This window comes from Thermosynechococcus sp. M98_K2018_005 (assembly GCF_015295825.1).
Taxonomy (GTDB): Bacteria; Cyanobacteriota; Cyanobacteriia; order Thermosynechococcales; family Thermosynechococcaceae; genus Thermosynechococcus.
Genome location: NZ_DVEH01000016.1, coordinates 1 through 22686, shown reverse-complemented (window position 1 = coordinate 22686; position 22686 = coordinate 1). Strand labels below are relative to the sequence as shown.

Here is a 22686-nt window from a genome sequence, read left to right as displayed (position 1 = left end):
TATGGTGACTGACAGTGCGGGCGATCGCCCCCTTGTGGTTGCGGTTGAGAACTTACAAAAGTCCTACCGTAGCGGTTTTTGGCTGCGGACGGTGCTCACGCCCCTCAAGTCCGTCTCGCTGCAAGTGCACCAAGGGGAAACCTTTGGCCTGCTGGGTCCCAATGGGGCGGGCAAAACCACACTGTTAAAGATTCTCTTGGGACTGGTGCAACCCAGTGCAGGTCAGGGTACGCTGCTGGGGCATCCCTTGGGCGATCGCGCCGTGCGACAGCGGATTGGTTACCTGCCTGAAAATCCCTACTTTTATGATTATTTGACAGCTTGGGAGTTCCTAGAGTTTACGGCGGGACTCTTTGGCCTCAGTGCCGCCACCCGCAAGGAACGCATTCCTCTGCTTTTGGAAATGGTTGGCCTCAACCTCAAGGATGCCCGCAAAAAGCAAATGCGCCGCTATTCGAAGGGGATGGTGCAGCGGGTGGGGTTGGCGCAAGCCCTGATTAACGATCCTGAAGTGGTGTTTTTGGACGAACCCATGTCGGGTCTCGACCCCCTTGGCCGCTACCAAATTCGCGAGATCATTCTTTCTTTAAAACAGCAGGGCAAGACCATCTTCTTTAATAGCCATGTTCTGGCGGATGTCGAGGCCATCTGCGATCGCATTGGTATTTTGGCGCAAGGGCAATTGATTTGTGCAGGCGGCGTGGATGAACTCCTTGGCAGTAGCGAAGCTTACCATGTGGTGGGCAAAGGGGGGCATGTGGATGGCCTTCAGGAATGGCTCTATTCCTTGGAAATTCAGGGCGATCGCTGGCAAGGGGTGATCAAAATTCCCCTCCAGCGCTTTCTCACCCTTGTTGAAGAAATGGGCGGCAAAATCCTACAACTGCGCCTTGCTCGCCCCACCCTAGAAGAGTTTTTTGTGGAACAACTGCGCCAACAGGGGATTCAAGTGACCCATTAGGGATGCAATCCCTCTGAAGTTCTCGTTGCACAAGGTCATCATCGATGCTAAACTGGCGCCGTTTTCTCTGGTTGACTTGCCTAGCCGCTCTTTTGGTGGTTGCCTGCGGTACCTCTGCCTCTTCTGTGGCCACTGATGCCCTCAGCCAGAAAATTGAGCAGTTGCGACAGGCACCCCTTACCGTCGTCGTTGAGAATGCCCAAGGCCGTCCGATTCCCACTGCTCGCATCCAACTGGTGCAGCAAAGCCATGCCTTTCCCTTTGGCGTTGCCCTCGACACGGAGATGTTTCGCCCCAGTCCACCCCCGGCTGCCCCTTGGTACAAGCAGACGGCTCAGGAAAACTTCAATGCTGCCGTCCATGAAAATGCCCTCAAATGGTATCAATTGGAGCCAGAGCAGGGCAAGCTGGACTTTACCATGGCTGACACCCTCTTCAACTGGGTGCGGGCGCAGGGCTGGTCGATGCGGGGGCATACCCTCTTTTGGGAAGTGGAGCAGTTTAATCCCCCTTGGCTGAAAACACTGCCGCCGAAGCAATTGCGCGCAGCGGTGAAAAACCATGCCATTACCGTCTGTCGCCACTATCGCGGTCGTATTAATGAGTTTGATGTCAACAATGAAATGCTCCATGGCAACTTTTTCCGCAGTCGCCTGGGTGAGGGCATTGTCAAGGAGATGTTTGAATGGTGCCGTGAGGGCAATCCCGAGGCAATTCTCTATGTCAATGACTACGGCATCATTGAGGGCGATCGCCTGAACGACTATGTTGAGCAAATTCGCAGTCTCTTGGCGCAAGGGGTTCCCATTGGCGGTATTGGTATTCAAGCCCATCTGGAATATCCCTTGGATGAGGCCAAAATGCAGCGTGCCCTCGATACCCTTGCCCAGTTCAATCTGCCCTTGAAAATTACGGAAGTGAGTGTGAGTTTGGCGGACGAACAACAGCAGGCCGAGACCCTGCGCCAAATTTACCGCATTGGTTTTGCCCACCCCGCAGTGCAGGAAATTTTGCTTTGGGGCTTTTGGGCGGGGAACCACTGGCGCCCCCAAGCCGGACTCTATCGCCAAGACTTTTCCGCCAAGCCAGCGGCGATCGCCTACCGCAAACTCCTTTTTGAGGACTGGTGGACAAGGGTGACTGGTCAAACCAATGCCCAAGGCCAATGGCAGGGACGCGGCTACCTGGGTCGCTATCGCTTAACAGTGACAGCCCAAGGCCAAACGCGCACACAGGAGTTGACCCTGCCTCGAGGGGGGACAACCGTCACCGTTCGGCTATGAGCCTAGCCCCGCATCGCCGCTGTCAAGAGGGAAAGCCAACCCAAGGGATTACCGCCAGCGTAAATGTCCATGACCGCCTGAGCCAGTTGGGGTAGGCTGCGATGGCCATAGAACCAAGGGGGCGTCACCGGTAACTGGAAGGGAACACGCACCACCGCTTTTTCGGGATAGTCAAACAGGAAGCTATTGTGCACCACGCCCACCCCAGAACCAATGGCCGCTGGGGTATGCCCGGGAAAGGCCCCCCAAGGGGTACAGCCCAACCCATAGGCCAAGGAGACCCACGCATTAATGGCAATGGAACCGTAGCGCAGTTGGGCGATCGCCTGTTCCAGCGCTTCTGCATGACTAGCCTCAGTACGCGGATCAATGATTAGACTACAGCCGAGGGTACCCCAAAGCCGCTCATTGACGAAGGGCACAGCAGTGGCGAGGTAGGCGGCAGCATCGCTAACGGGCAGTGGCACCTCTGCCAACAGACCACAAAAGACCTCTTCCTGGAAAATGCGGGGATTGGCCGTAGGGGTGAGGCCTTCAATGACCGTCCAAGGAATCGTACCTTCGACAGCGGGACTCAGCACCGTGGCTTGGGGATAATCCGCCAAAAACGACTCATAGCGGGCGATCGCCCCCGGATAGTAGGCAGGGCGGGGCGGAATCGCTTGCAGTTGTGCCTTCAAGGCGTTGAGAAATGCCTCTCGCTGGGGCCATCCCGCAGCCGTGACGAGGATTTGCGCCCCAATGCAGTTAAAGCTGGCGTTATGGACAAGGGCACTGGCCACTTGGCGGGCTTGGTAGGTCAGTTCTGGCGCTGTCCATTCCCCAGGCACCAGCAACAGGGGAGTGACATTTCCCAATTCTGCTGTCACGGGTTTGGTCAGCTTCCGTTGTTGGCGGGCTTTGCGAATGGCCTGCTCAGCTGCCGTTTCTCCCCAAACAAGGCGATTGTAGGTGTGGTGGGAACCGGTAATGTGAATGTGCTGCGTCAATGGATGATGGCAGAGGGCTTCCCCTAGGGCAGCATCTCCTTCAACAATCTCAAGGAAACCCGCCTCAATCAAGGGCGCACAAATCCTGCGAAAACAGTCCGTCAAGGGCGCCAAGAGGGGATTCATCTTCAGCAGTGCTACTCGATTGGCTACTACCAGTTGGTAGAGGGCATCCGCCAAGCACAACGATGTGATATTGCCAGCCCCCAGCACCACAGCAACTCCCGGCGGCGGTGGGTTACGGTAGGCACTGCCCTGACTTATCGGTTGATTGACTTGCATCCAAACTTCGGCTTTCACCCCAAACCACAATAGCCGCTCTTGCCAATTGCGCGGCAGAATGTCAGCGATCGCCTGACCGGTGGGGGCAGTTCGCCAGCGGGGCACGGGAGGGGCGGCTTCGTGACGCAGAGCATAGAGATAGTGATCCAGCTTGAGAATGAGTCCCAAAGGGCCTGTTGTCCACTCTTCCCCTGCCCAAACCCCTTGGGGATCAATGCCTTTGATTTGACAGGCCAAGTTCACCCATTCTGGAGCATGGCGACGGGCAAGGGTCTTCATCGCTTGGAGATAGCCCATACGCTCTCGCGGTGCGAGGGATTGCCAGCGGCTGGCCTGCGGATGGAGGCGTTCAAGTTCAGGAATGGGGGTTGTTGAGAGTGTCATAGCAGTTGATTGCTTTGCTCCTGTGGGCATAGTTTGACAGCGGTGCCGGTTCTGGGCGTGCTGTTGTGCTCAATACTCCTCTGCCAAGAAACTCAATCGCGATCGCCAGCCCGCTGCGCTACATTAAAAAATTATGAACGATGCAAGGGAGGTAAGGCGTGATTCGTCCCGATAGCGAAGTCATTTTAGAAGTTCGAGAACTAACGGCCAGTGTGGAGGACACCCCTATTCTCAAAGGCCTGAACTTGACGATTCGCGCGGGAGAAATTCATGCCATCATGGGTCCCAATGGCTCCGGCAAAAGCACCTTCTCCAAAATTCTCGCGGGTCATCCCGATTACACCGTAACGGGTGGCGAAGTGCTCTATAAAGGCAAAAATCTCTTGGACTTGCCCCCTGAAGAGCGTGCCCGCGAAGGCGTCTTTTTGGCGTTTCAATACCCCCTTGAAATTCCGGGGGTGAGCAATCTTGACTTTTTGCGGGTGGCCTACAACGCCAAGCGTAAGCACCAAGGCCTCGACGAACTGGATGCCTTTGACTTTGATGATCTGGTGCGGCAGAAGATTGAACTGGTGAAGTTGGATGAGGGCTTCCTCAATCGCGGGGTGAATGAGGGTTTCTCTGGCGGTGAGAAAAAGCGCAACGAAATTCTGCAAATGGCGCTCTTGGAGCCAACCCTTGCCATTCTTGATGAAACTGACTCTGGCCTCGATATTGATGCCCTGCGCATTGTCGCCAATGGCGTCAACCAACTCACTCGCCCCGATAACTGCATTCTCCTCATTACCCACTATCAACGGCTGCTGGACTACATCGTGCCCGACTATGTCCATGTGATGGAGGGGGGACGGATTATCCTCACTGGCTCGAAGGAACTGGCACTAGAACTGGAAGCGCGGGGTTATGACTGGGTTCGCGAAGAGGAGGGGGCTGTATCATGACAATTACGGTCAAGGCCAATTCCGATCAAGCGGATCTGCCCAAGGCCAGTCGCGCCAATGAACTGAATGATCTGCTGAACCTGGCACCGCCGCCGCGCCATGCTGAGTTAGGAGCACTACGCCAAGCAGCCCGCGATCGCCTCCATGAGCAAACGTTGCCTACTCCCCGCAATGAGGACTGGCGCTTTACGGATTTATCGGCTTTACGGACGCGATCGTTCCAAGCACCCATTCCCCCCCTCAATCCAGAAATTGTTGCCGAAGTGCGGCATCTGCTGTGCGAGCGCAGTTTTCCAACCGTTGCACAAATTGTTCTGATTGATGGCTATTTTTGCGGAGAACTCTCCCGTGTGAATGCTGCTGGGGTTGAGTTATTACCCCCCTCCCTGCCAGCGATCGCGCCTCCAGAGGTCTTTAGTGACCTCAATACAGCAATGCTGGCCGATCGCGTTTGCCTGCGGCTAACAGGGTCGCTGCCGGAACCCGTGGAAGTGTTTTGTGTCAGTAGTCGGCAGCAGCAGAGCGTTGTTTCACCACGCCTCTCGGTTGAAGTGGCTGCCCACGGTCAAGCTACCCTGATTGAACGCTTTTTGTCCCTAACGGGTGATCAACAGTTTACCAACAGTGTCACGGAACTCTCCCTAGGGGTCAGTGCCCGCCTGCGCCATGTGCGGATTCAACACCAATCGCCGACAGCGATTCACATGGGCTGTACAGCGGTGTGCCAAGCCCAAGACAGTGACTACGAGGGGCACGCCATTGATTTGGGGGGATGCTTGAGCCGCCACAATTGGCAGGTGCAGATCCAAGGCAGTGGCAGCCAGACACTCCTGAAGGGATTGGCGATCGCCATGGATAGCCAAATTATGGATACCCACTCGGCAGTGTTCTTTAATGCTCCCCACAGTGGCAGTGAACAGATTCACAAGTGCATTCTTGGCGATCGCGCCCACGGTATTTTTAATGGTCGCGTTGTCGTGCCCCAAGTGGCGCAGCTCACGGATGCTAGCCAACTGAATCGCACGCTGCTGCTCTCCGACAAAGCCCGCGTGGATACCAAGCCCCAACTAGAAATTGTGGCTGATAACGTCAAATGCTCCCACGGTGCCACTGTGAGTCAACTGGCAGCAGAGGATATCTTCTATCTGCGCAGTCGTGGTCTTGATGAGCGCCAAGCCCGGGATTTACTGGTGAAGGCCTTTGCCCTTGAGCAACTGGTGGAGATTGAGCCAGACCCCCTGCGGCAGGAAATTGAAGAAGCGCTCTTGGCGAAATTACACTAGCGCCCGCAGATTGGCAGGGGAGAGGCTACTAGGTTGTATATTCAGCGTTGATTTTCACATAATCATAGCTGAGGTCGCAGCCCCAAGCCACACCCCGACCGCTACCGTGGCCAATACTCACTTCGATAACAACGGGATGGTCAACGGATTGCTGACCACTGGGATCAGTACTGGCAGCTGCTTGATCGACCAAATAGGTATTCGCAGCGGTGCGATCGAAGGGTAAGGGTTGACCTTGGCGCATCATGGCAATCCCCCCAAGGGAAATGGCCAGATTACTGGCATCAAAGGGCACCCCAGCGCGGCCAGCAGCGGCGGCAATGCGCCCCCAGTTGGGATCTCGTCCATAGATGGCTGATTTGACCAGCATTGAACCCGCAATCGTTTTGGCCACTTGACGGGCAGCAGCATCATCACTGGCACCGCTCACCTGAACTTCAATTAGGCAGGTCGCCCCCTCGCCATCACGGGCGATCGCCTTCGCTAAATGGACACAGACCGCCGTTAACATTTCCTCAAGGCGGGTGGCCGCTGCTCCCGGCTCCGTAATCGCAGGGGTACGCGATTGTCCATTGGCCAAAGCAATCACACTGTCATTGGTGCTGGTATCGCCATCAACGGTAATTTGATTGAAGGAGCGATCGCAGGCGCGTTGGAGCATCTCCTGCCAGAGATGGGGCGACACAGCAGCATCACAGGTAATAAAGGCCAGCATCGTTGCCATATTCGGGTGAATCATCCCTGACCCCTTGGCCATGCCGCCAATGCGAATGGTTTGCCCCTCCCACTCGGCTTCGAGGGCAATTTGCTTGGGCACCAAGTCTGTGGTCATAATGGCCCGGGCAGCAGCCTCTCCACCGCCATCACTTAAGTTTGCCGTTAGCGTTGGCAGCGCTTGGTGCATCTTTTCAAGGGGAATGGGTTGACCAATGACCCCAGTTGAAGCCACGAGCACCATCTCTGGACTCACCCCCAAGGCCCTTGCCACCATATCCGCTTGGGCTAAAACCGCCTGCCAGCCCTGTTCTCCCGTAGCCGCATTCGCCTGACCGGAATTACACAAAATCGCCTGCGCTGTTCCCTTCGTTTGTAACCGCTGACGACAGTAGGTGACAGGTGCCGCACACATGTGGTTCGTCGTAAATACCCCAGCGGCGATCGCCGGCACATCGGAAACAATCAAGGCCAAATCCGGTGCCCCTGAAGCTTTGAGTCCTGCCGTTATTCCCGCAGCCCGATAGCCTTTGGCGGCAGTCACACCCCCCGTAATCCGTTGCCAGTGGCTCATAGCGTCGTCAATAAGAGAGTCGTTGCGATTATATCAAGGGTATTTCCCAAAACAGTGACTATTAACGGTTTTTGCAGAAGTCTAGGGGAAGATACGACTCAAGGGGAGCAGTTGTTGGCGATCACTCCCGTCGCGGGCACGATCCGGCGATTCAAGTACCCAAAGATTGTCGATGTCATTTGCGCCGGTTCACTGTAGGCTTCGAGGGTGGATTTACCAAGTTAAAAAGCCAATACTGGGGAATCTGTGCCTCAGCATAGAGCATCCATTTCACAGTGCGATCGTACTCTAGGGAAGCGTCCGCCACCTCAATTAGCAACTGCACCGCTGCTGCTGTCGGAGTGGCGTAATCATCCTCACAATTGTCAACAAGGGTAATGTCTGGCTCAGGTTCACTGTGATCTGCAATTACAAGTGATGATTGACAGCGTAGGGTTGCCCGACACCAACCATTGGCATTAAGACCCGCCGGAGTCGGGTGTCGTGGGCTGTCCAGCCGCCATCTGGATCAGTTCGCCTTCAATGGGGTCATCTTCCCCCAAAAAGCCGAGTTCAGCTAAACGGTGATAGTCTTCAATGCGGAAGGGCAGCGAGGATGGTGTTAATGTGCGGGCCGTCGGGTGCATGATTCCGCTTCTCAGCTGTTTAGCCCGTATTGCGCATACCTGCCGCCACACCATTGATCGTCAAGAGGGCGCCCCGCAGCAACTCACCCCGGCCATAGCGGGAGCGGAGAATCGCCCCCGAGTTGGTTTGGCTGTTGTGCTGGCGCAGCCGTTTCAGCAGGGATACTTGCAGGAACCCCAAGGGAACAATGGTGCGATTGCGCAGTTGCACTGATCGCTGGAGCGACGGATCTCCATCGAGGAGCCGCTGATGGCCAGTAATCGTGAGCACCAGTTCTGTGGTCAGGCGATATTCCTGAGCAATCTGATCGTAGAGGCGGAAAAAGGCTTCACGGTTTTGGGACTGGCTGAGTTCTTGGACATAGTAGCGGGCAATCTCCAGATCCACTTTGGCAAGGGTCATCTCAACTTTGGAGATCACCATGCGGAAGAAGGGCCACTTGTAGTAAAAGTAGCGCAACAGGGAGAGATGCTCAGCGGGTTTTTCCTCAAGGAATTCCTTCAGGGCAGTGCCTACACCATACCAAGCGGGCAGCAGGAAGCGGGTTTGCGTCCAACTAAAGACCCAAGGAATTGCCCGCAGACTCTCAAGGGTTTTCTTGCCTCCCCGCCGCGTGGGTCGGGAGCTAATTTGCAGTTGGCTAATTTCTTGGATCGGAGTGACTTCGTTAAAGAATTCAATGAATTCTGGCTGCTCATAGATGAGATGGCGATAGCACTGGCGCGATCGCGTGGCCAACTCCTCCATAATCTCGTGCCAAGGCTCAATTTCATCAATGCTACTGCGCAGCAAACTCGCTTGAATCACAGCTGTGGCCACCGTTTCGAGGTTAAAGAGCGCCAATTCCGGCAGCGAGTATTTAGAGGCCAGCACCTCCCCCTGCTCAGTAATCTTGATCCGTCCTTTAATCGTTTGCTCTGGCTGCGCCAAAATCGCTGCATAGGCAGGGCCACCCCCCCGCCCCACCGAGCCACCCCGACCGTGGAAAATCCGCAGTTGGAAGCCAAAATTCTCGGCAATTTTTTGTAGCCGTTGTTGTGCCTTATAAATTTCCCAGTTGCTACTGAGGAAGCCCGAATCTTTGTTGCTGTCGGAATAGCCCAGCATCACCTCTTGGAGAAAGGGGGTACTGTGGCTGCCCAAATAGCTGTGGCAAAAGGGCAAAGAAAAGAGTTGCGTCAGCACTGCTGGGGCATGTTTGAGGTCTTCAACCGTCTCGAAGAGGGGAATCGCCTGCAGGGTACTGGTACCTGTGGCGGGATCAAAAAGTCCAGCCTCCTTGGCAAAGAGCAGCACCTCCAAGAGATCACTGACCTCGTGGCTCATGCTGATGATGTAGGTATCGCACAGATCCGTGCCAAATTCCTGCTGAAGTTGCCGCACCATGCGGAATGTTTCAATGATTTCATTGGTGCGATCGCTAAAGGGGAGTTCCCCCGGAATCAAGGGGCGACGGGTCGAGAGTTCACTGAGGAGCCAGCGCGTGCGCTCTGTTTCTGAGAGTTCTGTATAGGGACAGGGGAGAATGCCCAAGTAGGCGGTAATTTCATTAAGTGCCTCAGCGTGACAGGTGCTTTCTTGGCGAATATCTAAGGCAGCCAAATTAAAGCCAAAAACCTCCACTTGGCAAATCAAATCATCCAGTTCGCGGCAGGCTAGTCCCGTTTCCTTGAGGTTGCGCTGAATCAGCAGCAGCTCTGCCAAGAATTCTTGACCGTGGCGGTAAAACTGTCCATTATTTAACTCTTCCGCGTCATTGCGGCGAATGCAGTAGGTTTGTAGCGCCCGGTTGCGATCGCGGGTATTTTGCAGCCGTTTGAGCACATAGGTCAGTTTCAGGCGGTAGGGTTCCTGCCGATAGCGCACCGCATACTGGTCATAGATGCTAGGTAGTTGCCGTTGATCCTGCTCAAGGGAATCCAGCAAGTCCGGCAGTACATCGCACCAGTGCAGCGACAGGCTCAGCAAATTGATTAGGCGCTGAACGGATTTAATATATTCCTCAAGCACTAGGTTGCGCTGATAGCAGGCGGTTTGCCACGTGACTTCTGGTTTGACGTAGGGATTGCCATCGCGATCGCCCCCCACCCAAGAGCCAAAGCGACAAAAATTGTGTCGAGGGGGCTGCAAATAGGGAAATGTTTCATGGAGCGATTGCTCAAGGCGGCGATAGAGCTTGGGAATGACGGCAAAAATTACCTCCTTGAAGTAATGGAGTGTGTATTCCACCTCATCGAGAACCTCTGGCTTAAATTGGTGCAGTTCATCGGTGCGCCACCAGAGGCGAATTTCTTCCATCAGTTGTGCCCGCAGGGTTTGGGCATTCCAGTCCGTCAGGTGCGGAGAAGCCCCCTCTAGCACATCCAGTTGCTCTAGTAAGCGGGCAACGCGCCGCTGCTTATCCCGAATTGTTTGCCGCACAATCTCCGTCGGGTGAGCGGTGAAAACCAGCTTAATGTCCAGTTGATCCAAAAGCTTTTGAATATGGCGCGGCGGTACATTTAGCGTATGCAGCCGAGGAAAGAGCCAAGCAAAGGAACCATACTGCTGAGTGACGGGAATGGCTTCGTAGAGACTATGCTCTAGGCGTTCACTCGGTCCACTGCGCACATCCATTGCATTGGCAGCATTATGGGGCAAGGGAAAGCCTTCACCACTGACACCGGAAATCGGTTCACTCATCACACTGCGGCGGCGCAATCCCTCTTGGGCAGCTCGTTCGCGATTGTATTGTTGCTCGTAGTGCTGCTCGACAATGTTGATAATTTGAAAGTAGAGGTTAAAAGCACGCGCCGCTCTGATGGCTTGATTGAGTTCGAGGGATTCAATGATCTTGAGCAGTTCCCCTTCTGGGGCATGGAGGGCATGGCCTTCTGGCGAAGAGAGAGCACCCAAGCGCCGCAATAGATCAACCAATTCTTGACCGGATTCTGCCGCCAAGACATCCACCAAGACCTCTTCCACCAGTCGCAGACGTTCCTGTAGGGTGCGGGCTGCTAAACTTTCACTTTCAATCAAGCGATCCCGATTGGTCACATCGAGGACTGATGTCATATTTACCCCAGTCTGCAAACATAATACTCCTTACTTTACCCAATCCTGAGCCAGGGCAGTACAACAATTGATAACAGGCGCATTAAGGATTTGTTAACAGCTCTAATCTTTTTTGCTGTTCAGAATCAGTTCTAGGTGTTGCAGGCGATCGCGAACGCCATAGTTCACTAAAGTCACGCTTTGCAGACGTTCCAACCAGCCGGCACTGATGCCATTGAGATACTGAAGTAACGGCCAACGCTGGCTCAAGGGGGCAAATAGCTCTGGCCAACGGGCATAGACCAGCCCATGAATCCCTTGCCGCTGTCGCAGGAGGCCCTCTGGCAGCCAAGACACTTTTTTATTCTGGCTACGGGACAGTACCGATAGGGAGGATGCTAGGATCAGGCGATCACCCACTTGGTCATAGGCGGCGGCCACATCAGAGACCAAGCCTTCACTGCTCTGCGGATCAAGAGTTAATTTCACCCAAGCGGTGACGGGTTTTTTATTCAGAACCAAGCGATTCACCTCATAGCCATTGGCTCGGGCAAGATCATCCAGTTGCTGCAGCACAGTTGCGGCCTCTGGGGTATTGCGTGTCTGCCACCACCATTGCCACTGTTCATCGGCTTGGCGCCAAAGGGCAAGGCTAAAGCGATCGCTGCCCAAGGGAAAAACCTGCCTCGCCAAATCCAACGGTATATCTGCCGTCAAATCCCGCAGCAGTTGGCTTGCAATCTCATCCCCTTGGGGAGTTTTGCCAAAGCGGTAATCCGCCAAAGCCTCGGTGAGTTGACGATAGCCCTCTGGCAAGTGGGAACCCGCAACCACCACCGTTGGAATCGGTTCTTGGGCACGGAAGAACTCAAGGTCAAGGGGATCAGTAACCAGTGTCGCATCACTGGTGCGGTGCAGCACCGTTTCCAGATGCAGCTCGTTGTTTTGCGCCTTCACGGCCAACAGCAGGCGATCGTAGGTGGGTGCCAGTTCGCGATCCTCACGACTCAGAAATTGCAGGTTGGCATAGTAGAGGGCTGTAGGTTGAGCGTCTAATTGAGGTCGCGCCGCTTGATAAAAGCTCAAACCCGCCAAATTGCCATCCCCAGTCACCGCTGACCCCAAGCTAGCGACTAGGGTCTCCACATCGGTCGCGAGGAGCAGGCGATCGCCCAGCCGTGCCGTCACCAAGTCCTTGCCCACTTGGAGGGGGATATTTTGATAGACTTGCGCCTCAAAGGGATGGCTCCGCCAGTAGGTCTCTAAGAAAGCCGTTGCTGCTTCTGGGCGCTTCAGGGGCAGAATCCACAACTGCCGGGGGGATAGACACACTTCAGGGCAGGGGAATTGGGCAATCGTCACCCCCTCTCCCGCCCAAGTCCTTAGCTCAGACCACGACCAGCCCCAGTCAGTTAGTTGGGATGTCCGAAAACGCTCCCAAAAAAAGCGCAGGGGATCGCTACTGGGAGGTTGATTGAGCTGGAGGACACTCTGGGCTTGGCGGGGAACAAAGATCAGGTCATCCCTATCGGCAGCCAAGGCCGGCTGGCCACAGGTGAGAACCAACCAGCAGAGGATAAAGACCAAAAATGATGACCATCGCGATCGATAGTGTGGTTGCATCAGTGCCCTCAGTGTGGCAAGCCAAATTAGCGGTTGATGACAGTGGCCACATCCCGCGAGGTCAAGCGCTCATAGGTCGCCCGCATTTTCAGCCCCGTCAGCACTTGGAACAGGCCCGACCCATTATCGGAACCCGGATAGTCACGGTGCTTCAGCAACAGTTCCGTCATTTCGCCATAGTGCTTGGTGGAGGTATTGCTCAGGTGGCTTTCGATGTAGATCAGTTCATCGAGTTTCTCAAAGCGACCGTCCACTTCTAACACCGAAACGGGGTGGCCATAGTATTCATCAGGCCCGTAGCTGAGGCGAATGCCCGGATAGGAGCAGGTGAGCTTACGACCGCAGGGAATCCAAGTAATCGTCGAGCCTTCATCAAAAAGATAGACTGGCTCAAAACCGGGGATGCCTTCCCGTTGTAGCATCCGTACCCGCAGGATATTGCCGACTTTTTCCTCTTTGACCAACTGGGTCGGCAGAATTTGCAAGACCACATCAGCGTACTGCTTTTGGGGATCGATGTAGGCCATAAAGTCGGGGCGACGGGCATTGATGGAGGCAATCACGTCTTCGTAGCTGTGACCCCGTTCGGCCATGTCGCGCTTGATCTTCCAAGCAATTTTTACATCGTCGCTGATGTCGAGATACACACTGAAATCAATGAGCGATCGCACCCGTTCATCGTAGAGGGGATGCAGCCCTTCAATCACAATCACATGGTTGGGATCAACCTTCTCTGGCGGATCAATCGTCCCCGTTTCGTGGTTGTAGACGGGTTTCATGATTGATTCGCCATTTTTGAGAGCCTTGATCTGCTCATACATCAGATCAAAGTTGTTGGCGCGGGGATCAAGAGCCGTAATCCCCGTTTCTTTCCGCTGCTTGCGATCCAGACTGTGATAGTCATCCAAGCAAATCACAGTCATAAACTCTTCGCCAAACAGATCGGCCAGTCGGCGCAAAAACGTTGATTTACCACAGCCGGAGTCTCCAGCAACGCCGATGAGAACCACACGGTCTGGCTTACTGCTCATAGCTGACGATTCCCTTTGCTCGTAGAAGTGGACATCCCCTGATGGGGTGGTTCAGTATTCCCTTACTGATATTACAAGGGTGGTGTCCCTCTGTGATAGTTTTTGGTCTAAAAAGAGGAACATTGCCGTCCATAGAGGGGATCGGTGGTTGTCCTAGGCAAGAGTTTGGGATACACTAGTAGATTGCGAAAGTTAGTTCTAGGGATTATCATGGCCTGCCCCAAGAAGAAAACCTCGAAGTCCAAGCGCAGTATGCGCCGTGCGGTCTGGAAGCGCCAAGCTGCCCTTCAAGCTCAACGTGCCCTGGCGATTGGCAAGTCTATTTTGACCGAACGCGCCCAAGGCTTCTACTTCCCTGAAGCTGAAGAAGAAAACGAAGACGAGCAGGAGTAATCCATGGCCACCCCCACGGAGCCAAGCCGCACCCCAAAACTGGAAACCCCGAAGTACGGCTTTAATACCTTTGCTGAGCGGCTCAATGGTCGTGCTGCGATGGTTGGTCTTGTGGTTCTTTTGTTATGGGAATATTGGACAGGAGAGGGCTTGCTCCACTGGTTGGGCTGGGTCTAGGGGACGCACTTAGCACTTTTTTGCATGATTCCCTACAACCTCAGTGATCCCCGCCTCTTTGGCATTATGGTTGGGGTCATGTTTTTGATGGTGGTCAGCCGCCTCGTGCTGGTGGCCGGCTTCTTTTCGCTCATCTCTCTTGTGGCTCGCTGGACGCCCCTGAGGAAACGGCGGGTCAATTTACACCCCTACCAGCCGGGACAGTTTTGGCAGGAGTTGGGCTGGTCGTTGGTGACAGCGGCTATTTTTGCGTTGGCGGGGGCGATCGCCGCAGTGATGTGGCAGCGGGGCTGGACAGCGGTTTATCTAGAGTTAAATTCCCTTTGGGACTATATTTACTTTCCTTTGAGCATTAGCCTTGTGCTGTTGCTCCACGAAACCTATTATTATTGGCTCCATCGCTGGATGCACCAACCGAAAATTTATCGCCGTGTCCATCGGGTGCATCACCATAGCATTGTCACCTCCTCTTGGACTGCCTTTTCATTTCACCCGTGGGAAGCGCTCCTACAGGCAATTTTCCTGCCGCTGATTATTGTGCTTGTGCCGCTGCACCCCTACGCGATTGTGATTCAGCTTAGCCTGATGACGGTCTCCAGTGTGATTAACCATTTGAATTTAGAGATTTATCCCCGTGGCTTTGCCGAGCATTGGTTGGGGCAGTGGTTGATTGGCGCCACCCACCACAGTTTGCACCACAGTCAATTTCGCTGTAACTATGGCCTCTACTTCACCTTTTGGGATCGGTGGCTGGGGACAGAGAGCCGCGATTATCTGCCCCTGTTTCGCGATCGCACCCAAGGCTGAATCAGGATGAATTCTGCATAGGCCAATTGGCGAAGGCGTAGGACAGTTTGTCTAGTTCAGTGGCAGTGAGATGGTCAAGGCACTTTCTTTTCCGATGATGGCGGAGCGGCAACATCCGCTGATCCAACCGTTACTGACCCTTTCCGATGAGGAGCTGATCAAGGCCTTTCAGGATAAGCGCGATCGCGGCTGCTACTTTATTGCCCTTTATTGTCGCTATGCTGCCCTTGTCTATAGTGTGCTGCAACACCACGGGCGATCGCCGGTACAAGTGGACTATCTTTTTGCTAAGGTATGGCATGGGTTATTTTTCAGCTTTGACCTTGTGGAGTTTACCCCTGAGGGTGTGAAGGTGGGTGACGAGGAAGCTCGCTCCCTACGCAATTGGATTGTCAATCGCACCGCCACCTTGATTCAGGAGGAACTCCCCGGCATTGAGCACATTACCTATGTCCTGCAGGATGCACCACCGCCCCTTTGGTGCTATTTGGAAGCTAGCCTTGCCTACCTGAGTCCTCTGAGCCGCCTGGTGGTGGTGACAACCCAAACCTTTCACTGGAACCTTGAGCGCGTGCGCGCCTACCTAGAAGTTCAAGGGGAAACCTACAGCCTTGAGGAACTTAACCAGCATTTAGAAGAGGGGCTAGCACGCATCGTGGAGTATCTGCCGCCGGATATTTGCCAAATTTACTTAATGCCCGATCTCGCTTCGGAGCCCCCCCCCGCTGTTCAACCCACTCTCGAAGAACTCTTTCCCAATAGTGGCGAGGAAGTGGGCACCCACGTTGATAGTGCCCCAACGGCAAGTGTGATGAGCAGCGATGTCAGTAATACGACGGACGCTAGTATTGATAACCTACTGGCAGAGTGGGAGCGGATTCTCTCCGGCTAAGATTATTTTTCCGCAGATGAATCTGACAACGATCTGGGATGCTCCCAAGCTCGCCCCTTGTATGCTAGACTCAATTTATTGAGAATAATTTCTAACAAGGTCTGACGTTCATGGGTTTGGGTGTTATTGATGTGCCGACATTTTGCCTTGAGGGCACTGTCGAAGAGGTGTTTTATAAGAAGGGACTGCCCAAGGTCGTGATTTTGAAAACCGTCACGGGAACGGTCTGGATCAAGCTGGAGAAGTCACTGCGGCGCGAGTTAGCGCACCCCCCCAAGGTGGGCGATCGCCTGCAGCTAGAAGGAACGATCAGCGATAAGTACGATGGCTGGGTCAAGGAATACAAGGCCAGCCATTTAGAATTTTTAGCAACGGCTCAACCCTCAGTAGCAAAGCGTTCTCAGCCCTGTAAGGTGCTGATTTGTCAAAAATCCTCCTGCTGTCGGCGGGGCGCCAAGGAACTGTGGCAAGAACTAGAGGCACAACAGCTCCCCATTGCCCTGAAGGCGACGGGCTGTATGGGGGAATGCAAACGGGGGCCAGCGGTGGTTGTCCTGCCCCACAAGAAACGGCTTACCCGCGCCAATGCCCAACAGATTCGCGAGCTAGTTTGCTCGACGGAGGCTTAGGGAGTTGAGGACAACGGCAATCGAACTGACGGCCATACAAGCGGCAGCAATTCCGGGGGTGAGACTGAGTCCCCACAGGGGTAGTCCAACACCGGCTGCAAGGGGTAAACCGACGATATTGTAGGCCACTGCCCAAAGAAGATTCTGCTGAATTTTACGGAAGGTGGCACGGCTGAGGCTCAGCACAGCGAGCACATCCTCCAGATGATTGCGGGTGAGGATAATATCCGCTGCTTCTATGGCTACCTCTGTACCCGTACCAAGGCTAATCCCCACCTGAGCTGCCGTTAGAGCTGGAGCATCATTCATACCATCCCCGACCATGGCCACAGTTTTGCCTTGGGCTTGCCAACCTTCAATGAGGGTGAGCTTTTGTTGCGGCTGAAGATCTGTGTGCAGATGTGTTGGCGGTAGGCCGAGAGGCTCTAGGAGTTGCAGGGCGGCTTCGGCGGTGTCTCCCGTCAGCACATGGATCGCATAGCCTTGGGCTTGCAGGGCTTGAACGGTGCTCACTGCCTCTGGGCGCAGGCGATCGCGAAACCTGACCACCGCAATCAACTGGCGATCGCAGGCCAAGGCCACATGGGTTGCCACCGCTACGGAAGGGCAGTCAACCCCCTGCTCACGCAGCCAACTGAGGCGTCCCGCCTGATAGTGATGCCCCTCAATCCAGCCGCTGATCCCCAGTCCGAGGGCAGTTTCAACCTCGGTCACCGTTGCCAGCTCTGTTGTCTGGCCGGTCGCAACCCATGCCTTCTGAATCGCCACTGCAAGGGGATGGCGACTCTCGCGCTCTAAACTGGCCAGCAGATACAGCACTTCCTCTGAAGAGTGATGGCCATAGAGGTTGATCTCGGCCACTGCCAGTTCACCGGTCGTCAGCGTGCCCGTCTTATCAAACACAATCGTGTCCAACTGCTGACTGTGCTCAAGAACATCGCCGCCTCGAATAATTAAGCCTTTGGCAGCGGCGTGACTGGTGCCCACAAGCAGCGCGATCGGGGTGGCAAGGCCAAGGGCACAGGGACAGGCCATCACCAGAACACTCAAGGCTAGCTTTAAGGGCAATAGGGGGGTGCTGTGAGTGAGGTCTGGAAAGAAATGGGGGGCAATCGCGCTCCAAAAGAGTGCCGTTGCTGCCGCCAAGGCTAGCACGCCATAGCCAAAATAGCCGGCCACCACATCCGCCCTTTGCTGCACCGGCGCTTTGCGATTTTGTGCCTGCACCACGAGGTCTAAAATCTGTCCTAAAAATGAAGCCCGACCACAGCGTTCCACCCGTAGAGTGACCGCAGCACCAACATTACGACTGCCCGCTAGAACTGATGCCCCCACCCCCTTGGCCACCGGTAGAGATTCCCCTGTGAGCATGGATTCATCCACCAAGGTCTCTCCGGTCACAATCGTGCCATCGGCAGGAAAGGGTTCTCCAGCCTCCACCCACAGCCAGTCCCCCACCTGGATACGACTGACGGGAATGGGCCAGCGATCAGTAGCGGTCAAACTGGGTTGCCATAGCGCCTGTTTTGGCTGAAGCGCAAGGAGCGATCGCAAGTCCCGTTGTGCCTGTTGACGTACCCGTTGCTCCAGCGATCGCCCCAGCAAAATAAAGCCAAGAATCATCACGGGTTCATCAAAGAAACACTCCCACCCCAAGGCCGGCCACAGCCACGCCACCGTACTGGTGAGGTAAGCCCCCAAAGCGCCAAGAGCCACCAGCGTATTCATATTCGGGCGACGCTGGATCAGGCCTCTCATTCCTTCCCGCAGAATCTCCCACCCCGGTAGGACAAGGGCAATGGTCGCTAGCCCCCAATGCCAGATCATCGCCTCTAACATGGGCCAGTGCCCCGGCAGCAGATCAATCCCGTGGCCGACACTGGAGAGAACAAGGAGCACAAGGGCGATCGCTAACCTTGGCAAAGAGGTTTCCTCTGAAGAGGGGGGCAGTTCCAAAAGGGCATTGGCTTCTGCGAGGGTAGCTTGAAAGCGTCCTTGGTTTAGGCTCTCGACAATGGCGACGGGGGTTGTCTCAGCGGGGGAATAGGTGACAACGGCGGTTCCCGTCACCAGATTTACTGCCGCAGCATCTACACCGGGCTGCTCTTTTAACTGATTTTCGAGCGATCGCACACAGCCCGCACAGCGCAAGCCGCTCACCCGCAGGATGGCTACCTCAGGAGCGTGGGAATCAAGACTTGAATTTAGGGACACGTCGCACCCTCTCCAAAAAGAACTACGTTCAATCTCCTAACTGCGTCCCCACCGCCTATTGTGACACGCTGGCTTTGGGATGTCAGGGAAAGGGCGGGCTATCCTAAAAGAGGGGGATATTAATGACGAGCGATCCCTATTTCACATGCTTAGTGAAACAGCGAGCGGCTCTCCCTATGGACGCCGAGGCTATCGAAAAAGCAAAATTGGGTATTCTTTGAGAGGAGAGTAAATTCAAGGGGTACCAGACATGTTGCCGTTAACGGTGAGCCGCCTCTGGACAATTAGCCGTAATGTTTTCAATGAAACCCTGCGGGAGCGGGTTCTGTACGTCACTGCTGTTTTTGCCATTGGCCTAGCCTTAGCGGTCGTGATTTTGGGACAAGTGTCGGCAGGAACCCAAGACAAAATTAGCCTTGATGTGGGGATGGCAGGAATTTCTCTCTTTGGTTTGCTGATTGCTGCCTTTGTTGGGGGTGGTCTGCTCAATAAAGAGATAGAAAAGCGCACGATTTTGGTGATGTTGGCGAAACCCATCAGCCGTGCGGAATTTATTATTGGCAAACATTTGGGCCTATCGGCGGTTTTGCTGGTACTGGTGGCACTGATGACGCTGATTCTGTTTATCCTGATGAGCTTGAATCAGTTTGCCTATCCCGCAGGCCCTCTGATGGTGACCTCTTTCTACATCGCGCTGCAACTCGCCCTCTTGACGGCAGCCGCTTTGCTTTTTGGTAGTTTTACCAGTTCATTGATTGCCACGCTGCTAACGGTGGCACTGTACTTTATGGGGCACTTTAGCCAAAATTTGGTGATCCTCAGCCAAAAGATGGAGAGTGATGCCGTACGGCAACTGATGCAATTTCTCTATCTCATCTTTCCGGATTTGTCCCGCCTAGATTTTAAGAATACGGCGGTCTATGGAATGCTGCCCTCTGTACCGGAACTCGTGGCCAATGCCTTCTATGGCGTGATTTATACGGTAGCCCTGCTGGCGATCGCTACTTGGATTTTTTCTCGCCGTAACTTTTAGTAAAAACTCGCAGCCAACTGTGCAATTGTTCCCGCAATGGGCTATGATAAAGCTCTGATAATTTTTGCCCGTGTAGCTCAGTGGTAGAGCACACCCTTGGTAAGGGTGAGGCCACGAGTTCAATCCTCGTCACGGGCTTTGTTTAGCAAATCCCACGGAATTTTCCACCTGTGGTGGGGTAGTTTATTCCTGTCGCAACCAGTAAATGATCGCCAGCACAACGGCCAAAAGAACGACCGTACGACGTAACAGTACCGGGTTGACTGCACGGGCAAATTGACCCCCCAAAAGCCCGCCAACAATGGTAGCGATCGCCATCGCCAAGGCAACGGGCCACACCACTTCCCCCGATACAACAAAAAATGCGGCAGCGGCAATATTGGTCCCAAAGGCTAAAATTTGCTTCAAGCCATTGAGGCGCGTCAAGCTTTCCCCGAGAACAATGCCCAGCACGGCGAGTAGAATCACACTCACCCCCGCGCCAAAATAGCCGCCATAGACCGCCGCTAGAAACACAAGAGGAATGGCTCCCACTTCAGATACGGCTGGAGCACTCATCCGCCGCAGTAACCAAGCCCGCACTTGCTCCTGAACCCCCAAGAGGACAGCGGCCCAAAGCAGCAAATAGGGAATCAAGGCATTAAAGAGTGCCTCGTTGGTGTGCAGCAGTAATACTGCCCCTGTGATCCCCCCGGCCACCGCACTGGGAAAGAGCCAGCCAAGGCGCCGTTGCTGACCCTTGAGATCTTGGCGTTGCGCCACTGTCGCCCCCAAGTAACCGGGAACCAAGGCAACCGTGCTCGTGAGATTGGCAACCACTGGCGGCAAGCCGATCGCCACCAAGGCAGGGAAACTAATCAGTGTTCCCCCACCGGCAATGGCATTGACAAAGCCCGCCGCCAGACCCGCAACGGTAAGGAGTCCAATCTCGCTGATCATACCCCTGACTGGCTAGAGCCTAGGCAAGGTAGCGTTGGATGGTCTCGCGGTACTGACTCTTGGGTTTCATACCGACAATCACCTCTAGAAGTTCTTTGTTTTTGAAGAGTTGAATCGTGGGTGTACTGGTAACCCCTGCTTGCTCGGCGATCGCGCTATCTTCAGTGATGTCAATTTCAATGAGCTGTACTTTGCCATCGAATTCGTCCACCAGCCGATCCAAAATGGGCTTGAGGGTATGGCAGGGGCCACAGGTGGGGGAAACATATTTCACCAACAGCAGGCGATCGCTCTCGTGGAAGAGTTTGCGCAAGGCATAGCTGCCCCGGTGCTTGATGGCATTGGGATCAAACTCCTGTTCCGGGGATGCAGCGGGTTTCGCCGTCTCTGCGGGTTTGGTCTCGGTTTCCGTTTGGTGGAACTCCTGAATTAGCCCCCGCGCCGAGAGCCAGCGTTCCGCATCAAGGGCGGCCATACAACCACTGCCTGCCGCTGTTACCGCTTGGCGGTATTCATGGTCTTGAACATCTCCTGCGGCAAAGACCCCCTCCACATTTGTTTGTGTTCCATGGCGAGTGACGATATAGCCGACGCTATCTAATTCCAGAAAATCTTTGAAGAGTTGGGTATTGGGGGTGTGACCAATCGCATAGAATAGGCCGCGTACCGGCAGGACGGATTCTTCCCCTGTGGCTTTATTGATAATCCGCAGGCCCGTCATTAAATTGCCATCGCCGAGGATTTCCCGTGCCTCGGTTTGCCAGTGAACCGTAATCTTAGGATTGGCAAACACACGATCCTGCATCGCCTTACTGGCGCGCATTTTGTCACTGCGCACAAGAAGATGGACGTGGGAGCCATATTTGGTGAGATAGACTGCTTCCTCCGCCGCACTATCACCGCCGCCAATCACCGCCAACTCAACATCCTTGAAAATTGGCGTTGCCCCATCACAAATGGCACAGGCAGACACTCCCCTTGTCCAATACTGCTCTTCGCCGGGGAGATGGAGTCGTTTGGCCGTGGCACCCGTACAGATAATCACGCTGTGGGCATAGACCTGCCGCTCCGCTGAGCTAATGAGAAAGGGGCGTTGACTAAAATCCACTTGAATCACATCTTCAGTGACCATTTCTGTGCCCCAGCGCTCCGCTTGTGCCTTCATTCGTGCCATCAGTTGGGGCCCTTGAATGCCTTCCGGAAAGCCGGGAAAGTTTTCCACTTCAGTGGTGGTCATGAGCTGTCCCCCCGGCAGCCCCCCAATTTGATAGCCTTCAAACATAAAGGGCTTGAGGTTGGCGCGAGCCGCATAAATAGCTGCGGTGTAGCCCGCAGGGCCAGAACCAATAATGACAACGTTTTCAATCCGTGGTGGTGTCATGGCTAAAGCAAACTCGAAACGACTATGAGTTATTTGATTCTAGCTTGATTTTTCGTGGCAAACAAGGGGAACCTCCCTAAGGCATACATCTCTAGGCATAATGGACATCAGCGAAAGGAAAGCCTGTCTGTAGTTTAGGCTGGTGAGTTCAAAGGTGATGTGATCCAAACCCATAGCCCTATAGAATGCAGCAGTACGGTCTGAGTCAAATGTCATTGTTATCCTCTATAGGTCAAGTCCAACTATCCAGAGAAGACAATCCACCCTTGCCAGTTTCCGATTGAGCTGGTTGAACGTTGTGTTCTGGCGCTGACTCATAAAGAGGATTGGGTCTTCGATCCATCCATGGGGGTTGGTTTTACATTGATTGCTGCTCTCATGCAGGGTAGGCGGGCAATGGGTTGTGAAAGAGAAATCACCTATGTGGAGTTAGACGCTTCAGAGCGACGCGCAACCTTAAACACATGAGGTGGATCTTGGCAAAGCGAAAGAACAA

The 22686-nt window shown here is 54.4% G+C and carries 20 protein-coding genes, 1 tRNA gene and 1 pseudogene; 12 read left to right on the top strand and 10 right to left on the bottom strand.

The window, feature by feature from the left end; genetic code table 11:
- Position 1 precedes the first annotated feature (1 nt).
- Positions 2–961: an ABC transporter ATP-binding protein gene (locus tag IGQ15_RS01995; RefSeq protein ID WP_297048155.1), complete on the top strand. Its 960-nt coding sequence runs from the start codon at positions 2–4 to the stop codon at positions 959–961.
- A 44-nt stretch (positions 962–1005) separates the two neighbouring features.
- Positions 1006–2244: an endo-1,4-beta-xylanase gene (locus IGQ15_RS01990; protein WP_297048153.1), complete on the top strand. Its 1239-nt coding sequence runs from the start codon at positions 1006–1008 to the stop codon at positions 2242–2244.
- Between the two features lie 2 nt (positions 2245–2246).
- Here IGQ15_RS01990 and IGQ15_RS01985 read toward each other — a convergent pair whose 3' ends face one another.
- Entirely contained in the window at positions 2247–3899 is a 1653-nt protein-coding gene (locus IGQ15_RS01985; RefSeq protein ID WP_297048151.1) for an aldehyde dehydrogenase family protein, read from the bottom strand.
- Between the two features lie 158 nt (positions 3900–4057).
- Between IGQ15_RS01985 and sufC the strand changes: the two genes are divergently transcribed.
- Together sufC and sufD are read left to right on the top strand one after the other, a co-directional pair.
- Complete coding sequence (gene sufC / locus IGQ15_RS01980) at positions 4058–4840, top strand: Fe-S cluster assembly ATPase SufC (protein ID WP_297048149.1); 783 nt, start codon at positions 4058–4060, stop codon at positions 4838–4840.
- Positions 4837–6123, top strand: a complete 1287-nt coding sequence (sufD, locus tag IGQ15_RS01975) for a Fe-S cluster assembly protein SufD (RefSeq protein WP_297048146.1) — start codon at positions 4837–4839, stop codon at positions 6121–6123. The genes sufC and sufD overlap by 4 nt, the downstream gene beginning before the upstream one ends.
- Positions 6124–6151: 28 nt before the next feature.
- Here sufD and argJ read toward each other — a convergent pair whose 3' ends face one another.
- The 6 genes from argJ to IGQ15_RS01945 all read right to left on the bottom strand — a co-directional run bounded on the left by argJ (position 6152) and on the right by IGQ15_RS01945 (position 13725).
- A complete protein-coding gene (argJ, locus tag IGQ15_RS01970) occupies positions 6152–7411 on the bottom strand; it encodes a bifunctional glutamate N-acetyltransferase/amino-acid acetyltransferase ArgJ (RefSeq protein ID WP_297048144.1) in 1260 nt (419 codons plus the stop codon).
- A 175-nt stretch (positions 7412–7586) separates the two neighbouring features.
- A complete protein-coding gene (locus IGQ15_RS01965; protein ID WP_297048184.1) occupies positions 7587–7820 on the bottom strand; it encodes a Uma2 family endonuclease in 234 nt (77 codons plus the stop codon).
- 49 nt (positions 7821–7869) lie between these two features.
- Positions 7870–8037: a hypothetical protein gene (locus IGQ15_RS01960; RefSeq protein ID WP_297048143.1), complete on the bottom strand. Its 168-nt coding sequence runs from the start codon at positions 8035–8037 to the stop codon at positions 7870–7872.
- 19 nt (positions 8038–8056) lie between these two features.
- Complete coding sequence (ppc, locus tag IGQ15_RS01955) at positions 8057–11092, bottom strand: phosphoenolpyruvate carboxylase (protein WP_297048141.1); 3036 nt, start codon at positions 11090–11092, stop codon at positions 8057–8059.
- Between the two features lie 102 nt (positions 11093–11194).
- The gene (locus IGQ15_RS01950) at positions 11195–12694 is read right to left on the bottom strand and encodes a DUF3352 domain-containing protein (RefSeq protein ID WP_297048140.1); all 1500 of its coding nucleotides are present in this window, start codon (positions 12692–12694) and stop codon (positions 11195–11197) included.
- 26 nt (positions 12695–12720) lie between these two features.
- Positions 12721–13725, bottom strand: coding sequence for a phosphoribulokinase (locus IGQ15_RS01945; RefSeq protein WP_297048138.1), 1005 nt, complete (start codon positions 13723–13725; stop codon positions 12721–12723).
- Positions 13726–13935: 210 nt separating this feature from the next.
- Here IGQ15_RS01945 and IGQ15_RS01940 point away from each other — a divergent pair, with 210 nt between their 5' ends.
- From IGQ15_RS01940 to IGQ15_RS01920, 5 genes are all read left to right on the top strand, one after another.
- Positions 13936–14118 (top strand): 50S ribosomal protein L32, encoded by a 183-nt coding sequence (locus tag IGQ15_RS01940; RefSeq protein ID WP_297048137.1) that lies wholly within the window; start codon positions 13936–13938, stop codon positions 14116–14118.
- Between the two features lie 3 nt (positions 14119–14121).
- Positions 14122–14295: a hypothetical protein gene (locus tag IGQ15_RS01935; RefSeq protein ID WP_297048135.1), complete on the top strand. Its 174-nt coding sequence runs from the start codon at positions 14122–14124 to the stop codon at positions 14293–14295.
- Between the two features lie 24 nt (positions 14296–14319).
- Complete coding sequence (locus IGQ15_RS01930; protein ID WP_297048133.1) at positions 14320–15102, top strand: sterol desaturase family protein; 783 nt, start codon at positions 14320–14322, stop codon at positions 15100–15102.
- A gap of 70 nt (positions 15103–15172) precedes the next feature.
- The gene (locus tag IGQ15_RS01925; RefSeq protein ID WP_297048131.1) at positions 15173–15994 is read left to right on the top strand and encodes a hypothetical protein; all 822 of its coding nucleotides are present in this window, start codon (positions 15173–15175) and stop codon (positions 15992–15994) included.
- Between the two features lie 110 nt (positions 15995–16104).
- Positions 16105–16623 carry a hypothetical protein gene (locus IGQ15_RS01920; RefSeq protein WP_297048130.1) on the top strand — a complete coding sequence of 173 codons (519 nt, stop codon included), beginning with the start codon at positions 16105–16107 and terminating at the stop codon, positions 16621–16623.
- On the opposite strand, the gene IGQ15_RS01915 is transcribed toward IGQ15_RS01920, so the two are convergent.
- Positions 16600–18837 carry a heavy metal translocating P-type ATPase gene (locus IGQ15_RS01915; protein WP_297048128.1) on the bottom strand — a complete coding sequence of 746 codons (2238 nt, stop codon included), beginning with the start codon at positions 18835–18837 and terminating at the stop codon, positions 16600–16602. The genes IGQ15_RS01920 and IGQ15_RS01915 overlap by 24 nt on opposite strands.
- A gap of 250 nt (positions 18838–19087) precedes the next feature.
- Here IGQ15_RS01915 and IGQ15_RS01910 point away from each other — a divergent pair, with 250 nt between their 5' ends.
- The gene (locus IGQ15_RS01910; RefSeq protein WP_206199492.1) at positions 19088–19870 is read left to right on the top strand and encodes an ABC transporter permease subunit; all 783 of its coding nucleotides are present in this window, start codon (positions 19088–19090) and stop codon (positions 19868–19870) included.
- Between the two features lie 66 nt (positions 19871–19936).
- Positions 19937–20008, top strand: a tRNA-Thr gene (locus IGQ15_RS01905).
- Positions 20009–20053: 45 nt separating this feature from the next.
- Here IGQ15_RS01905 and IGQ15_RS01900 read toward each other — a convergent pair.
- Both IGQ15_RS01900 and trxB read right to left on the bottom strand, forming a co-directional pair.
- Positions 20054–20809, bottom strand: a complete 756-nt coding sequence (locus IGQ15_RS01900; RefSeq protein ID WP_297048123.1) for a sulfite exporter TauE/SafE family protein — start codon at positions 20807–20809, stop codon at positions 20054–20056.
- A gap of 19 nt (positions 20810–20828) precedes the next feature.
- On the bottom strand, positions 20829–22190 hold the full coding sequence (gene trxB / locus IGQ15_RS01895; protein WP_297048122.1) for a thioredoxin-disulfide reductase: 1362 nt from the start codon (positions 22188–22190) through the stop codon (positions 20829–20831).
- A 231-nt stretch (positions 22191–22421) separates the two neighbouring features.
- On the opposite strand from trxB, the pseudogene IGQ15_RS01890 reads away from it, so the two are divergent.
- Positions 22422–22643 (top strand): annotated as a pseudogene (locus tag IGQ15_RS01890) (site-specific DNA-methyltransferase); the annotation flags it as partial.
- Between the last annotated feature and the right edge of the window lie 43 nt (positions 22644–22686).